This is a genomic window from Anaeromusa acidaminophila DSM 3853 (assembly GCF_000374545.1).
Lineage (GTDB): Bacteria > Bacillota > Negativicutes > Anaeromusales > Anaeromusaceae > Anaeromusa > Anaeromusa acidaminophila.
The window spans coordinates 1-15,564 of the sequence record NZ_KB894591.1 but is presented as its reverse complement, the minus strand read 5'-3'; the positions used below and the strand labels follow the sequence as shown (position 1 = coordinate 15,564).

Genomic DNA, 15,564 nt, shown 5'->3' with positions numbered 1-15,564 from the left:
TATCAGGAAGCTTTTACAGACTTGCGTTTATTACCTTCGTGATCTTTAAAGGTAACCCAAAGAGGGCTGGCAAAAAAGATAGAAGAATACGCACCGCTGGCAAAGCCGATCAACATAGCCAAGGAGAAATTCTTGGTCGTGTCGCCGCCAAAAAGATACAAAGCCAAGGTAACGAATAGTACGGTTAAGACCGTATAAATAGAACGAGTCATCGTTTGCCAAATGCTGCGATTCACCAATTCGTGAATATTTTCAGCTTTACGATGGTTTTTCAGATTTTCCCGGATACGGTCAAAAATAACAATGGTGTCATTAATGGAAAAGCCGACAATGGTCAGCAATGCCGCCACAAAAGCGCTGTCAATTTCAATCTGAAAGATTGAGAATATACCTAATACGACTATTACGTCATGCACCAAGGCTAAAATGCCGGAAATAGCAAACTTAAATTCAAAGCGGTAGGTAATATACGCAATAATCGTCGCCCACGACAAAAGCAAGGCCCAAACCGCATTTTTAGTAAGTTCTGCACCAATGGTCGGTCCAACTTTTTCTACGCGCAGGAGGTCATAGTGTCCTAGCTTAGCAGTCATATCCGCCATAATGTCACGACGCTGCTCTTCGGTCAGCACGCCGGTGCGAATAAAAACATTCGGTGCGGCATCAACCTGCTCGTTCGCCACAAGCTGAATGGTGCTGCCTTCCATATGCACGTCTTTCATGACATCCCGGACTTCGGCGACTGTGACGGGACGAGCAAATTTCAAGTCCAACAGCGTACCGCCAGTAAAATCAATTCCCAGATTAAAGCCTTGCACGGCAATGGAAAGCAGGCCGGGAACCATAATTAAAATAGACAAGGCAAACCAAAAATAGCGCTTGCCGATAATATCGAACTTCATTTTTTCGTCACCTCCTATGCGCCAAACATTTTGTGGTTTTGAAAGGGTTTGCTCTTAAAGAGCAGCTTCAGCATATAGTGAGCTACCACAGTTGCTGTAAATAAGCTGAGGATAATCCCCAGACCAAGGGTAATGGCAAAGCCTTTCAAAAGACCGGTACCAGTAAAGAATAAAATAACTGAAACAATCAACGTAGTCATATGCGAGTCTAAGATGGTCATGAACGCCCGGCTATAACCAGCATCCATGGCGGCGCGCAGAGACTTGCCGCTGCGGTATTCTTCTTTAAAACGCTCGAAAATCAACACGTTCGCATCAACCGCCATACCAACAGACAAGATAATGCCGGCAATACCTGGCAAGGTTAAGGTTGCATTCAGCATCTTAAGGGCCAATAAGAGCATTAATACATACAGTATCAATGCCACATTGGCCACCATGCCGGGAATACGATAGAAAAGGCCCATAAAGAGGACTACCGCGCCTACGCCGACCGTAAAGGCAAATTGACTTTTTTGCTTAGAATCTTCACCCAAGGTCGGACCAACCGTCCTAGTTTCTAGCACTTCCACCTTAACAGGCAGCGAGCCGGAACGTAATAAAATGGCCAAATTTCGCGCTTCTTCAATGCTGCGTTGGCCGGTAATAACGGCTTTGCCGTTAGGAATTACTTCTTCTACCACCGGACTTGTCAGCACCTGTTTATCCAAAAGAATGCTGATTTTTTTGCCAATGTTTTTTCGCGTCAAATCCGCAAACTTTTTTCCGCCTTCGTCGGAAAATTCCAAGGCTACTAAATTCCGTTTTCCTTGGTCGATTTGCTCTTTTGCATCCTTAAGATCCATGCCGCTCAACACCGTATTGCCCGCTTCATCTTGAAACTCAAGCAACGCTGTTTTTCCCAGCATTTCGATGGCTTTCTCGGGATCTTTAACGCCTGGAAGTTCAACGATAATGCGTCGTTCTCCCTGCCGTTGAATGATGGGCTCTGTAAGTCCCAACTCATTAACGCGGCGTTCAATAATCTTGACGACTCGCTGCACGGAATCGTCATCCACCTTAGCTTCCGGCGTATCTACTGCCTCCATGACCACATGGGTACCGCCTTGCAAATCAAGGCCTTGTTTAATAGATAACGCCAGCGGCAGCGTATATACTCCAGCCACCAGCAATATAGCGGCAATGATGGCCAAAAACTTGCCAAAATAAGACCACCTCACTAGTCCTTCCTCCTTGTTATACAATTTTTTTTACTATACTACATCGCTCTTCTGTTGCTATGTAATGCACAGGTTCATCATGCTTTTCCCTGGGCAGCGAATCGAATGAAATACAGCATTCCCAGCAGACTCCTAAACGGCTTGCTCGCGTACGTCCTAGATAGCGGTCATAGTATCCTCCGCCAAATCCTAAACGATAGCCATCAATATCAAACGCCAAGGCGGGAATTAAAATGAGATCCAGCCCTTCCGGCGCTAGAACGCTCGTATTCTGGGGCTGCCAAATGCCATGTTCCCCTTGTTGCAAGCACGCTTCACCAGCATAGGCCGCGGCTTCCATCAAGCCTGGCTGCAGCACATCAAGCAACGGCAAATAAGCCTGTTTCCCTTGCGTTTGCGCTTGCTGCAACAACGGCCGAATATCCGCCTCGCCAGCAAGAGGCCAGTAAAACAATATTTTTTCCGCCTGAGACCAAGGCGAGCTGCTTAAAATTTGTTGGCAGATTGCAGTACTACTATTCTGTTTTACCAACGTGCTTAGAGAACGGCGCAAGGCGGCGAAATGACGTCTCGCCGCCTGCTTTGCTTCAACAATGTTAATTTTTTTCGCCATTGCCGGTGCTGCCGTTGGGTTTGCTGGCGATGGAAGTACGCGCAAATTCGATCTCTACCTTTTCCGCTACTTTCAACGTCACTTTGTCCTTAGTAATGGCAGTAATGGTTCCATAAGCGCCACCGATCGTAACGACTCTGTCACCTTTTTTCAGGTTGTCCAGCATTTCGTGACGGGTCTTTTCTTGCTTCTTCTGAGGTCGATACAGCATAAAATAGAAAACCAGACCCACTAAAATAATCGGTGCATAGCTAAAGAGCATCTGCAGAGTTTCTTCTGACAAGTATGTTCACCTCGCTTTCAGAACTACCTATTCCCTATTCAACACAAACTAAAAAAATCCTTTTAACGTTTTTCGTACATATGCCAAAAATCATCCCGGAACGATAAAAAACGATCCTCAATAATCGCTTGACGCATGCGTCGCATAAACTCCAATAAGAAATACAAATTATGAATCGTTGCCAAACGCAGAGCCAAAACTTCTTCCGCCTTAAACAAATGTCTTAAATACGCGCGGCTGAAATTACGGCAAGTATAGCAGCCGCATTCCGTGTCAATAGGCCGGAAATCACGGGCGTATTCTGCATTTTTCACAACCAGCTTACCCTGCCAGGTCATAACCGTGCCGTTGCGCGCCACACGCGTGGGGAATACGCAGTCGAACATATCAACGCCGCGATGTACGCCTTCAATTAAGCAATCAGGCGTGCCTACGCCCATCAAATAACGCGCTTTGTTTGCCGGTAGTAGCGGAACCGTATGTTCCAACACTTCATACATCAACGGTTTAGGCTCGCCAACGCTTAGACCTCCAATAGCATAGCCGGGAAAATCAAGCCCTACGAGCTCTCGTGCGCTTTGAGCCCGCAAATCTTTATACATACCGCCCTGCACAATGCCAAACAGCGCTTGATCTTTGCGCGTATGCGCCTTTAAACAGCGTTCCGCCCAACGAGTCGTCCGTTCTGTTGACTGTTTTGCATAATCGTGTTCCGCCGGATAAGGTACGCACTCATCAAAGGCCATAATGATATCGGATCCCAAAGCCATTTGCACTTCCGTAGCTTTCTCCGGTGATAAAAACTGTTTGGAACCGTCAATATGAGAACGAAAAGTAACGCCCTCTTCGGTAATTTTGCGCAATGCCCCCAGGCTGAAAACCTGAAAGCCGCCACTGTCGGTCAAAATACCGCGATTCCAGTTCATAAAGCGGTGCAGTCCCCCGGCTTCAGCTACCAAGTCATGGCCAGGACGTAAAAACAAGTGATACGTATTGCTAAGAATAATACCTGCGCCCATTTCCTCTAATTCCCTAGGCGACATGGTTTTCACCGTAGCCTGCGTGCCTACAGGCATAAAAATAGGAGTATCAAAAACGCCGTGAGGCGTATATAAGCGACCTGCACGGGCTCCTGTATGAGAGCATTGGCGAATAAGTTCAAATGTAACAGCCACGCTATTCCTCCTCTCAATATCTTATAAAATAAACATCGCATCGCCGAAGCTAAAAAAGCGATAATGTTGTTCTACAGCTTCTTTATATGCCGACAGCACTCGTTCCCGCCCAGCCAAGGCGCTTACCAGCATCAACAGAGTGGATTTAGGTAAATGAAAATTAGTGATAAGACCGTCGATAATTTTATACTCATAGCCTGGGTAAATAAAGATATCCGTAAAGCCGCTGCAAGACTGCAACTGACCGCTTTGCCCAGCCGTTTCTAGGGTGCGTACCGCCGTCGTACCAACGGCAATCACGCGTCCGCCCTGCCGACGTGTTTCATTGACCAAGGCAGCAGTTTCCTCTGAAATAGCATATTGCTCGCTATGCATGACATGCTCTTGGATAGATTCTACCGCTACAGGTCGAAAGGTGCCCAAACCAACATGAAGAGTAACATAAGCCGTCTGAATTCCCTGCTCGCGTAGCTGAGCCAATAATTCAGGGGTAAAATGCAGTCCCGCCGTAGGCGCTGCGGCTGAACCATTTTCTCTAGCATAGACAGTCTGATATCGTTCTGGGTCCGGCAGTTTTTCATGAATGTAGGGTGGTAACGGAACCTCGCCTAAGCGCTGCAAGATTTCTTCAAAAACACCTTGCCAGCAAAATCGCACAATACGGCCGCCAAACTCGGTCGTATCTTCAATAACAGCAGATAATTCATCGGAAAATACAACTTCCGTACCTGGACGAAGCTTACGCCCGGGGCGCACCAGCGTCTCCCACCGATCCAAATCCAGCCGTTTCAGTAAAAACACTTCTACTTTAGCGCCGGTATCTTTTTTTCGCCCGTAAAGCCGAGCCGGTATGACACGGGTATCATTAAAAACAAGCAAATCTCCCTTGCGAAGCAATGAAGGAAGCTCAAAGAAATGCCTGTGTGAGCAAGCTCCTTGCTGACGCGGTAAAACCATCAGGCGTGAAGCATCGCGCTGCGCCAGCGGCGTCTGAGCGATTAATTCCTCAGGTAAGTAGTAGTCAAAATCTTGGACATTCATGATTTGTTCCCCTTTGGGCGTTAATACGCCTTTTTCAACGTAATCCCTTGGTAGTAATACTGGAGAATTTGTTTATACTCGTATTTGTTTTTTTCCGCTAACAAACGAGCGCCCCACTGTGACATACCGACGCCATGCCCACGGCCTCGGCCGTTGAAGATGACAATATCGTCCGCAGGACGAATAATCCGATGAATGCTGGCAGGATCATTCCATCGCCCAGACTCAGCCGGTTCTTTAAGGGATACTGGCATCTTCTTCTCCACTGTAGTCCCATAAGAAGTTTCTACCGATACGTCCAACTCCGAAGGTACCGCTCGTACGACTCGAATATCAAATAGAGCACTAGGCAAGTCCAACAACGAGCGCATTTGCACACCGCTTAGACTAAGACTGCGTTTATCTCCCGCTATCTGCAATTGACGCACACGTCCAGATTCAGTACGATCCGTCCCAGGTTTAGTCAAGGACGAAAGCTCTAACGATTTTAGAACGCCGACGCCTTTTCCTTTTTGAGTCAACAAGGTTTCCAGCGATCGCGCAGTAAAGCGTTTTTCCCATGAGCTTCCTGACGCCTCCGCATCAACATCGGCAACGCCTCGTAAATACGGCAACGCACTGCTCCAAACATTTTCACTATCTTCCGTGTGTCCGCCGCTGGAAGAATGAAAATAAGCGTGAATCGGCTGACCATTATAATAGGCGGCAATGCCCTTCGTCGCCGTAACAGCTTGAATCATATCCGGCGCTTCCGCATCAGCGCCTCCGTAAACTTGGCAATGCACAGTAGCGCAAAGATCGTATCCGTCTTGACGATGCCTATCGCCGGACAGCATCAGATTCAGAGCGTAGCTGCGCGCTGCAACCGCCTGGGCTTTGGCGGCTTCCGCCGGCCAACCAGCCGAAATTTCCTTACCTAAAATTCCGTAAAGATATTCTTCCATCAAAACTTCATTGATTACCGTTAAGCCATTTTTTCCTGTTGTTGGGCGCACAACGATATCGCCGCGATATTTTTTGCGGTTAACTTCCCAGCGGACATTTTCCACATTGCTGCGCAAGTACAGTGTTTGTCCTCGCAACGCTTTGCCATTGATGGTCATGCCGTTCTGTTGCCAGGCAATCACAATCTTCTCGCCAGCCTTAAATTCCGCCCACTTCGGTTGCTCTTGCTCTGTTTCCACCGAATAGGCTCCGGAGGACCCAACAACAACGCTTTGTTGGCCATTCCATAGTCCCACACGAACCAATGGTTGCGGTGAGGCCTGCACAACTATGGTCATAAATAGCAATACAACACAAATCAAAAAAATAGAAAATGAAGATTTTTTCATAGTTACTCCTTGTCGCCTTTTGCGATTGCAACTTCTAAAAAACTCTTTTTATTCATTTTTTGGTTTTTTTCGTAACGATCCCGCTCGCTTAACACGCAACCGCAATACGGTTGACGATACATTTCCCGCTCACGACTAATGCGGACGCCTTCCTGCCAACCACTGCGAAAATCGCGGCGCAAAAAAGGAACGCCATAGGCCTTAGCCGCCAGTTCTGCGGCGGCGGCAATTGTATCTTGGTTTTGATAAGGACTAACCAAAAGTGTGGTCGTGAAAGCGTCAAAACCGCGTTCTTTTGCTTGCTTTGCAGTTTCAAGCAGCCGCATTTCATAGCAAAAGCTGCAACGATTCGTCCCCCGCTGTAACGCGCCGCTCAGAAATTCTTCCAACAAGTAGCGTGTATCTGTCAAAAGTTCCAACTTTTCCTCTTCCGCCCAGGTGCGTAGCGTATCCAAACGCCTTTGAAATTCCTTATATGGATGAATATTAGGATTAAAAAAATGACCGGTTACCGAGGTAACACCTTCCTCCGCTCGCAAAGCCTGCAAGGGATAAATAGCGCAAGGGCCGCAACAAATATGAAGTAGTATATTCATGGCCGAAAGCCTCCTTAAAACAAAGCCGACTCGTCCTGCTGGGCAGAAGCGCTGCCCGGAAAGGGAATTCCCAAATGTTCATATGCTTGCATCGTAGCAGTACGGCCGCGAGGAGTTCGCTGCAAATATCCAAGCTGCAGCAAAAATGGTTCGTAGACGTCTTCCACAGTTTCGGTTTCTTCGCTAATCGCAGCCGCTAAGGTATCCAAGCCCACAGGACCGCCGCCAAAACGACGAATAATCGCCTCCAGCATGGCTCGGTCCGTACGATCCAAACCAGCTGCGTCCACTTCCAGCATCGCTAATGCCTTATCAGCAATTTCGGAAGTAATAATGCCGTCTCCGGCAATTTGCGCATAATCGCGCACACGTTTTAACAAACGGTTAGCTACCCGCGGCGTACCACGAGAACGACGCGCAATCTCCCAAGCGCCTCTCTCCTCAATTTCAATATTCAGCAGCGAAGCCGCCCTGGTTACAATGTGAGACAAATGCTCAGGAGTATAATATTCTAAGCGGCACATAACGCCAAACCGATCCCGCAACGGCGACGCCAGAGCCCCCGCTTTTGTTGTGGCGCCGATTAAGGTAAAGGGAGGAAGATCCAAGCGAATAGAGCGAGCTGAGGGCCCTTTGCCAATCATAATATCTAAGGCGTAATCTTCCATTGCTGAGTAAAGAATTTCTTCAACATGCCGTGAAAGGCGGTGAATTTCATCAATGAAGAGAACATCCTTTTCTCCCAAGTTAGTAAGAAGCGCCGCCAAATCACCTGGTCGTTCAATGGCAGGACCGGATGTAATGCGTAGCTGTACCCCTAATTCATTCGCAATAATACCAGCCAAGGTCGTTTTCCCTAAACCAGGCGGACCGTAAAAAAGCACATGATCCAACGCCTCTTGGCGGGCCAAAGCCGCCTGAATAAAAATAGAAAGATTTTGTTTAACTTGATCCTGGCCGATATATTCCTGAAGACGTTTAGGGCGCAAACTAAATTGCCAGTTATCTCCAGCTAATTCATCGCCGCCAATGATGCGTGTTTCTTCCATCACTGCCTCCCACCGCTCAAATCACCCAAGGCTTTACGGATTAATTCCTCCACCGCCAACGATTCAGAGGCAAACTTACGCAGGCTTGTTATCGCCTCACTGTGTCCATAGCCTAAAGATTCCAAAGCCAGTAAGGCCTCATCCAAGGAAGATCCTGTATCAGCTTGAGCGGAAAGCGCCTGTTCTTCTGCATCATCCCAGTCGGGAATGCTCCCCAACTTGTCCTTTAATTCCAGCACAAGCCTTTCAGCAGTTTTTTTACCGATTCCAGGAAGCTTCACCAACAAAGCAGTCTGTTTTTGGCACACTGCACGGCGTAGTTCCTGCGGCTGAATGGCCGACAGAATAGCCAGAGCCGATTTAGGCCCAATACCGCTGACACCGATTAAATGCAAAAAAAGCTCGTACTCTTCTTCTTGGGAAAAACCAAATAAAGATAAAGCGTCTTCTCGAACCTGCAAATGAGTAAAGAGCATTGCATCTTGTCCCATTGACAACGTACGTCTGGTTTGTTCAGAAACAGCCAAACGATAACCAACACCCTGAACATCCAAAAAACATCTTTCCGGCTGTAGCTGCGCTACCCGGCCCCGAAGAAATCCGATCATTATTTTCGTTACCTCCTCGGCCAAACATTGCGCTGTTCACAGCAATGGGCCGTACAAATAGCAATTGCCAGAGCATCCGCCACATCATCCGGCTTAGGTGTTTCCTTCAACCCCAAAAGGCGCACTGTCATCCCTGTAACCTGTCCTTTATCCGCTTTTCCATAGCCTGTCACTGCCTGCTTAATCTGACCCGGAGTATATTCTTCAAGAGGCAAATTAGCCTGTGCAGCAGCTAATAGAATAACGCCTCTAGCCTGCCCTACCGCCATGGCGGTAGTTACATTCCGGTTAAAAAACAATTGCTCCACGCCGATTCGCTCCGGCTGGAGCTCTGTCAGCAACTTCTGTAGTCGCTCGTGAATCAGCAGTAAGCGTTTTTCCAACGGCAGTTCAGGTCCTGTACGGATAGCGCCATAAGCAACAGGACGCAACCGCCCCTGTATCCATTCTACGCAGCCATAGCCGCAAATCGCTGTCCCCGGGTCAATTCCCAAAATACGCATAACACCAAAGCCCCTCCTTGTAACGCACAGACGCGTACAAGAACATAGATTCGCTTTATTTCAGGAAACTCCTGCTGACAGTAAAGAAAGCGGCGCTTCGCGCCGCCCCAAATTTAGATTTCATCTTCTGGAAGATCAAAGTTTCCATATACTTCCTGCACATCGTCATGGTCTTCCAATGCATCCAAGAGCTTCATCAGCTTGGTCGCATCATCTCCTGACACTGCTATGCGGGTATCTGGAAACAAGCCCAACTGAGCGGACAGAATCGTTACTTTTTCCGCTTCCAGTTTTTCTTGCACTGCGGCAAAGGCCTCTGGCGAAGTAAGTACTTCCACTTCTTCGTCTTCTACTGACATATCGTCAGCTCCAGCTTCAAGAACCGTCATCATCAGTTCGTCTTCGTCAAAAGAATCTTCTTTTTCCAGGGTAAATAGACCTTTGCGATTAAACATCCAAGACACGCAACCGCTTTCGCCCATATTGCCGCCATTTTTTGAAAAAAGATGACGCAAATCAGCAGCAGTACGATTGCGATTATCGGTCATTACCTCCACAATCAGCGCTACGCCCCCTGGGCCGTACCCCTCATAAGTCAGCTCTTCATAGTTGCTGCCTTCCAAAGAGCCCTGACCTTTTTGAATGGCTCGTTGAATGTTGTCTTTGGGAACATTGTTTTCCCTCGCCTTGCCCAAAGCCAGTTTTAAACGCATATTGCCTGTTGGATCCGCGCCGCCCATGCGCACGGCAACCGTGATTTCCCTAGCTATTTTGGTAGTAATTTTGCCGCGAATGGCATCCATTTTCCCTTTTTTATGTTTAATATTAGCCCACTTGGAATGTCCTGACATTGTTTTCCCCTCCCAGCAATACTAAGCGGGAATAATGATATCATATTTCGACGAATTTGGCAAAATCACTTGTGATGATGCCAGTTGTTTTGCTGTTGCGCCGCTTCATTGGCCGCCTCATTTTCTGGAGCCGTAGTCACTTGCGCCGAACCGCCAAATTTATCAACCAGCTTGCTGGTAACCCGATAATCCGCAATAGAACCGGGACCGCCAACGCAGCCTCCTTGGCAAGCCATGCCTTCAAAGAAATTGCCGGGAACTTTCCCTGCTTTCATCAGCAATAGCTGCATGCGGCATTCGCCCAAACCTTCTTTGCGCTGCGAGCAAACTTCAAGTTCAGGCGCCAGTTGTGATGCCGTATCTTTTACAGCTTGTTCCACACCGCCTGCTCTGGCAAAAATATTGCCGTCACGAGAAGCCGCGGTTTGAAAAGGAACTGCCTCTATGGCGCTTAAATCAATTTCTAAGCCCTCAAAGATTCCTTGAAGCTCCTCAAAAGTTAGCACATAGTCAATTACTCCCTGTCCTTTAACTTCCGCTTCATATTTTTTAGCTACGCAGGGGCCAATAAAGACGGTAACCGCCTCGGGATTTTTTTCTTTTACCACCTTGCCGGCGGCAATCATAGGCGATACTGTGCTTGATACTAATTCTTTTACTTGGGGCAAATGCTTATCCACCATGCCCACAAAAGCCGGACAGCACGACGTAGTCATAAAAGGACGTTCTTGAGGTACTGTTTCTGCAAATTCTTTTGCTTCTTCCAGTGTAACGATGTCAGCTGCAAAGGACACTTCCTCGATCTCGGAAAATCCTATTTTTTTCAAGCCCGCAACAACTTGACCGGGCTGTACCTTAGCGCCAAACTGACCGATAAACGCAGGCGCCAACAAGGCATGTACTTGTTTCCCAGCATCAATCGCCCGTAAAACCTGCACTAAATAGGTTCTATCAGAAATCGCGCCGAAAGGACACGCAACTTTACAACCGCCGCATTGTACGCATTTATCGTAATCAATAACCGCTTTACGATCAGCGCCAGCTTTGATAGCTTTGAGTTCGCAAGCGCCCTCGCAGGGACGGTTGACCTCAATAATCGCACCATAGGAACAGGATTTTTTACACATACCGCATTCCACACACTTGGTTTTATCGATATAAGCCTGATTTTGCACAATCATAATTGCGTTTTTAGGACAACTGTTTTTACAATTGTGGGCAATGCAATTGCGGCAGGCGTTGGTAACGAAAAATTTATCGATTGGACATTGGTCGCAAGCTTCGGGCAAAACGCTAATAATCGGCATCTGAGCATACTGCCCTGCCAAAGTGCGCTGCGCCGCTTCCGCCAGGGGCATATCCACTTCCTGCCCCATCGCCAAATTAAAACGTTCCTTCAATACAGCTCGTTCTTTATGCACGCAGCACCGATAACGACTGCCGTTTTCACTAACCAAACTAAACGCCGAATTTTCAATTTCAGCAACTAAATTACCCTCACGGGTTAATTTTGCTAATTCTGCCAATACACTCCGCCGAATTGATACAATTTCAGTTATATGAGCCATGATTTTAGAACCTACCCTCTCTCATTCAATTCACATTTCATTGCAAAACAAAAACTGTTATTACTTTCTAGTCACCAATCAATTTAAAACCATTCCAACACCACAGTTTTCCCCAAGGCTTCTAATTGTCCAGCCAAGCGTTGCAGTACCTGACTTTTTAAATGAACTTGGAAAGGCAAGTGCAACGCTTGCGCATGCGCCTCGTTCAATGCTTTGCCTGCCAAAATAGTAATGCGGTCCGCTTGTAATAATTCCTGAGCCAAAAGAGTCGCCCCATCTCGTTTACGAGAATTTCTCAGCTCCTCCTCGGATAATAAACGTTCTCCCACGGCATTTAAAGTCAATAAGCCTTCTGTTACCAAATCAACACCCTCTAGTTTTCCGATTGGCGGTATTTGCGGGTCCTCATATACGCCGAGCACGCGCAATTCACGCCCGGTGATACGGCTTACAATCCTAGCCGTGGTTCCCCCGGCAATGGCTTTCTTCCCGGTTTGACTCAACAAGCGCCAAACCACCCTGGAGTCAGCACGGCGGTCTTGAGGAGGCCCAGCCATCAGCGTAAGGCACCGTGGGGGATGTAACCTTACCGCCACAACCGTGGAGTCATCTCCTGGTCTTCCTGTATAATAGCCTTCACAACAGGAAATCAAACTCTGGCTGACCTCTCGCGCGCATGGCGCAGGCTGAAGCATGATTTGCCGCAATTGCTCGGCAATGCCTTCCCAGCCCCAGCCAAGATTCAGCAAACCGCCGATGCCGGCGTGAATGACGCCGTCGCTGACGGCAATAAGGAGATCGTTTTCTACCAGCCGTAATGAACCTTCACGCACAAGACGACCGGCAATTTCTTTTTCTTCCGTAGGTACGGGAATTACAACGCCATCACGACACAAGAAAGTCTGCGGACAATCGAATTCTACAATTTTAGCCTGCCCATCTGCCTGCAAATGCAGCAAATGCAAGGTCGAATAGGCAATTTTCCGTTGTCGGCAGACCGGCAAAGTTTCTGTTATCGTGGCTACCACGTCTTCCATGGCAATGCCTTTGCGGCACATAGAAGACGCAATTTTTGTCGTTAAGGTGGCAAGGATATTCGCTTTTACGCCGCTGCCCAAGCCATCGGAAAGAACAATAAAGGTGTCATCCGCTGTACGCGTAATATTTACATGGTCGCCGCAAAGCTCTTCACCGTGCTTATTTAGCTGCCGGACCGCCACATCCGCATGAAACAGCATTAACGCTCCTCCTTGTCGTGAAGCAGATGCATCAATTCAAGCAGAGCCACTTTGGTATCCGCTGTTGTTTCTCCCAAAAGCCCGGCAATTTCTTGAGCGACATGCATTTGCTGACGAATAATAGCGTTGGCTTTGTCCATCGTCTCCGCCTTCGTTTTTTCCCAGTCCTGAAGGCGCTTTTCTTGCGCGGTTACATTCGTAATAATGCCAATAACCAAATTGTGTTCTGGAACCGGCAAGATCATTTGCTCGGTTACTAACTGGTGTTCTGGATACTCAACACGTTTGCCAATTAGCTTTGTATTCTTTTGCAAAGCTTCCATAAACAAATCAGGCGAAAAATAGCTCCCTAATGGGCGCCCGCGCCGCAACGCCTGTCTGCCTGAGAACATATGCACCGCCGCCGGGTTGCACTCTTGAACGATCATATCGGAATCCACGGCAATAATAGCGTTAAGAGAATTGCGCACAATAATTTTCGCAAACGACTCCGCTTTGGAGCGCATATACGGCACACACATAGTCGTTTCCGCTACGCCATAATATACGGCCGTCGCTTTCTCGCGGCAGGTTGAATAGCCGCAAGCGCCGCAATTTCGCTCGTCCGCTTGGGTATATTTGCCGATTTGGCTCAAAATAGCCCGAATCTCCGCCTCCGGCGGCGCCGCAAACTGTGTTGGTCTTGGCAATTGCGTTCTTCCCAATTCCACTTGGTTTGTCACGTTCAAAGAAGGCTTTCCCTGGGCCAAAGAAGGTTTCGAGTCTTCAACTTTGCGCCAATACTGCAGAATGGCTTCACGTCGTGCGGCCAGGCAATCCGCCTGCCCTCCTAGCGGACCGCCTAAGCATCCTCCAGGACAAGCCAAGAGTTCTACAAAACGAGGCCGAACCTCATGGCGGCACAAGCCTTGCAATAGTTCCGTACAGCGTTCCAAGCCATCAGCAATAACCACATCTTCGCTCATACCGTCCCACGTCAAAAACGAGCGGGTAATGCCGCTGCTAAGCGGAAAGGAACGAGTATGAACGCCTTCACGCCAAGAATTTTTCTGTACTAAGGCATTGGGAGAACTTTGCAGCAGCCATTCTTGAAGCTGCGAAAAAGTTAATACCGCATCTACCGAATTAAAAGACTCTTTTAATTCTCCCATTTTCCCTAAACAAGGCCCGGCAAAAACAACTTTAGCTTCCGGACAGCGCTGCTTAATATCCTTTGCATGCGCCTGCATGGGCGAAATTACAGGCGCCAGCCAAGATGAAACTTGCGGGTAATACTTATTAACCAAATCGACAGTTACTGGGCAACAGGAAGAAAGAATCGGATGAGATTTAGTTTCTACCAAATGCCGATACTCTTCCATTATAAGATCCGCTCCTACCGTAGTACATTCTACAGCGGCAAAGCCCAAAGAAACTAATCGTTCCGGCAGCGTTTCCGCCGCGCCAAGGGCTGGAAATGCCGGGAAAGAAGGAGCCAGACTTAAATAAACTGGCCGTTTCCCTTGAAGCCAACGCTGAACGTCATTGAGTTGATTGCGAATCTGCTTGGCATTTTGCGGACATTCTGCAACACACTTCCCACAGAGAATACACCGTTCTTCCAGCACATACGCATGATGCCGGCTGACGCCAATAGCCTTTACCGGGCAAGATCGTACACAACGATTACAATCTTTGCAATTAACCTTGAGCGTACGAATAATATTCATAACTGTCTCCCCAGCACCTTTGCTTGAAAAAGTTCAAACACTTTATCTTGTGAAACTCGGGTAATTCGCTCTCCATTGATATGAACAACGACACCCTCTGTACAGTCTCCCTGACAAAAAGCTCCTTTTAGCTCCACCAATCGTCCTTCCAAACGGTGCAGTTCCAAAAGAGATTTAAAGGCGTGCATCACTTGGTAAGAGCCCTTCAAATGACAGGCGCTTCCTACACAAATGGCAATTTCAATCATCAATAACGCTCCTTGTGATACTTTTCACTCTTGCTAATTTTACCGCAAGAGAAGGTCAGATGCAAGAATAGAGCAAATAAAAAAAGCCGTACTAATGTACGGCTTCGATAAAACTGGCTCCTCGAGTAGGACTCGAACCTACAACCCCGCGGTTAACAGCCGCGTGCTCTACCGATTGAGCTATCGAGGAATAAACCGGCAACTACCTATCCTCCCAGGCCGCTTCCAGCCAAGTACTTTCGGCGTATGTGGGCTTAACTGCTGTGTTCGGGATGGGAACAGGTGGAACCCCACAGCTATCGTCACCGGATTGTCTTACTGAGTTTGCATTTGCATGCTCCCTCAAAACTCCACACAGAAAGAAGATCGATTGTTTGAGAAGTAGAAGTTCTTCACTTTCGCTCAGAACTAAGCGACTCACACCCTTCAGCTGCGCTGTCAGGGGTTCGCTTGCTTATTAAATCAAGCCCTCGGCCGATTAGTACCAGTCCGCTGAAGCGATTGCTCGCCTTACACTCCTGGCCTATCTACCTCATCGTCTATGAGGGGCCTTACCAGATCGAGTCTGTGAGAGACCTCATCTTAAGGCTGGTTTCACGCTTAGATGCTTTCAGCGTTTATCCGTT

General features: G+C 47.9%; 16 protein-coding genes, 1 tRNA gene and 2 rRNA genes. All 19 read right to left on the bottom strand.

From position 1 onward, the window contains the following. Positions 1-2: 2 nt before the first annotated feature. Positions 3-902, bottom strand: coding sequence for a protein translocase subunit SecF (gene secF / locus C508_RS0108555; RefSeq protein ID WP_018703138.1), 900 nt, complete (start codon positions 900-902; stop codon positions 3-5). Between the two features lie 14 nt (positions 903-916). Continuing rightward, entirely contained in the window at positions 917-2,122 is a 1,206-nt protein-coding gene (gene secD / locus C508_RS0108550) for a protein translocase subunit SecD (protein ID WP_018703137.1), read from the bottom strand. Between the two features lie 16 nt (positions 2,123-2,138). Continuing rightward, positions 2,139-2,735: a 5-formyltetrahydrofolate cyclo-ligase gene (locus C508_RS18185; RefSeq protein ID WP_018703136.1), complete on the bottom strand. Its 597-nt coding sequence runs from the start codon at positions 2,733-2,735 to the stop codon at positions 2,139-2,141. Then, on the bottom strand, positions 2,719-3,018 hold the full coding sequence (yajC, locus tag C508_RS0108540; RefSeq protein WP_018703135.1) for a preprotein translocase subunit YajC: 300 nt from the start codon (positions 3,016-3,018) through the stop codon (positions 2,719-2,721). Before yajC ends, C508_RS18185 begins: the two co-directional genes overlap by 17 nt. 62 nt (positions 3,019-3,080) lie before the next feature. Beyond that, positions 3,081-4,193 (bottom strand): tRNA guanosine(34) transglycosylase Tgt, encoded by a 1,113-nt coding sequence (tgt, locus tag C508_RS0108535; protein ID WP_018703134.1) that lies wholly within the window; start codon positions 4,191-4,193, stop codon positions 3,081-3,083. Between the two features lie 21 nt (positions 4,194-4,214). After that, entirely contained in the window at positions 4,215-5,234 is a 1,020-nt protein-coding gene (gene queA / locus C508_RS0108530; protein ID WP_018703133.1) for a tRNA preQ1(34) S-adenosylmethionine ribosyltransferase-isomerase QueA, read from the bottom strand. A 20-nt stretch (positions 5,235-5,254) separates the two neighbouring features. Beyond that, positions 5,255-6,568, bottom strand: coding sequence for a SpoIID/LytB domain-containing protein (locus C508_RS0108525; RefSeq protein ID WP_018703132.1), 1,314 nt, complete (start codon positions 6,566-6,568; stop codon positions 5,255-5,257). Between the two features lie 2 nt (positions 6,569-6,570). Further along, positions 6,571-7,164, bottom strand: coding sequence for an epoxyqueuosine reductase QueH (locus C508_RS0108520; protein WP_018703131.1), 594 nt, complete (start codon positions 7,162-7,164; stop codon positions 6,571-6,573). 14 nt (positions 7,165-7,178) lie between these two features. Beyond that, positions 7,179-8,213, bottom strand: coding sequence for a Holliday junction branch migration DNA helicase RuvB (gene ruvB, locus C508_RS18180; RefSeq protein WP_018703130.1), 1,035 nt, complete (start codon positions 8,211-8,213; stop codon positions 7,179-7,181). Further along, positions 8,213-8,821 (bottom strand): Holliday junction branch migration protein RuvA, encoded by a 609-nt coding sequence (gene ruvA, locus C508_RS0108510; RefSeq protein ID WP_018703129.1) that lies wholly within the window; start codon positions 8,819-8,821, stop codon positions 8,213-8,215. Before ruvA ends, ruvB begins: the two co-directional genes overlap by 1 nt. Positions 8,822-8,829: 8 nt before the next feature. Continuing rightward, positions 8,830-9,324: a crossover junction endodeoxyribonuclease RuvC gene (ruvC, locus tag C508_RS0108505; RefSeq protein WP_018703128.1), complete on the bottom strand. Its 495-nt coding sequence runs from the start codon at positions 9,322-9,324 to the stop codon at positions 8,830-8,832. 113 nt (positions 9,325-9,437) lie between these two features. Continuing rightward, positions 9,438-10,175 (bottom strand): YebC/PmpR family DNA-binding transcriptional regulator, encoded by a 738-nt coding sequence (locus tag C508_RS0108500; protein ID WP_018703127.1) that lies wholly within the window; start codon positions 10,173-10,175, stop codon positions 9,438-9,440. Positions 10,176-10,240: 65 nt separating this feature from the next. Continuing rightward, positions 10,241-11,743 (bottom strand): 4Fe-4S dicluster domain-containing protein, encoded by a 1,503-nt coding sequence (locus tag C508_RS0108495; protein ID WP_018703126.1) that lies wholly within the window; start codon positions 11,741-11,743, stop codon positions 10,241-10,243. Positions 11,744-11,826: 83 nt separating this feature from the next. Then, positions 11,827-12,981, bottom strand: coding sequence for a SpoIIE family protein phosphatase (locus C508_RS0108490; RefSeq protein WP_018703125.1), 1,155 nt, complete (start codon positions 12,979-12,981; stop codon positions 11,827-11,829). After that, positions 12,981-14,690: a [Fe-Fe] hydrogenase large subunit C-terminal domain-containing protein gene (locus C508_RS0108485; protein ID WP_018703124.1), complete on the bottom strand. Its 1,710-nt coding sequence runs from the start codon at positions 14,688-14,690 to the stop codon at positions 12,981-12,983. The genes C508_RS0108490 and C508_RS0108485 overlap by 1 nt, the downstream gene beginning before the upstream one ends. Continuing rightward, on the bottom strand, positions 14,687-14,938 hold the full coding sequence (locus C508_RS0108480; RefSeq protein ID WP_018703123.1) for a (2Fe-2S) ferredoxin domain-containing protein: 252 nt from the start codon (positions 14,936-14,938) through the stop codon (positions 14,687-14,689). Before C508_RS0108480 ends, C508_RS0108485 begins: the two co-directional genes overlap by 4 nt. Before the next feature lie 114 nt (positions 14,939-15,052). Beyond that, a tRNA-Asn gene (locus tag C508_RS0108475) sits at positions 15,053-15,128 on the bottom strand. Between the two features lie 3 nt (positions 15,129-15,131). Next, positions 15,132-15,248: ribosomal RNA gene (gene rrf / locus C508_RS0108470) — 5S ribosomal RNA — on the bottom strand. Positions 15,249-15,396: 148 nt separating this feature from the next. After that, positions 15,397-15,564, bottom strand: a 23S ribosomal RNA gene (locus tag C508_RS0108465); the annotation flags it as partial.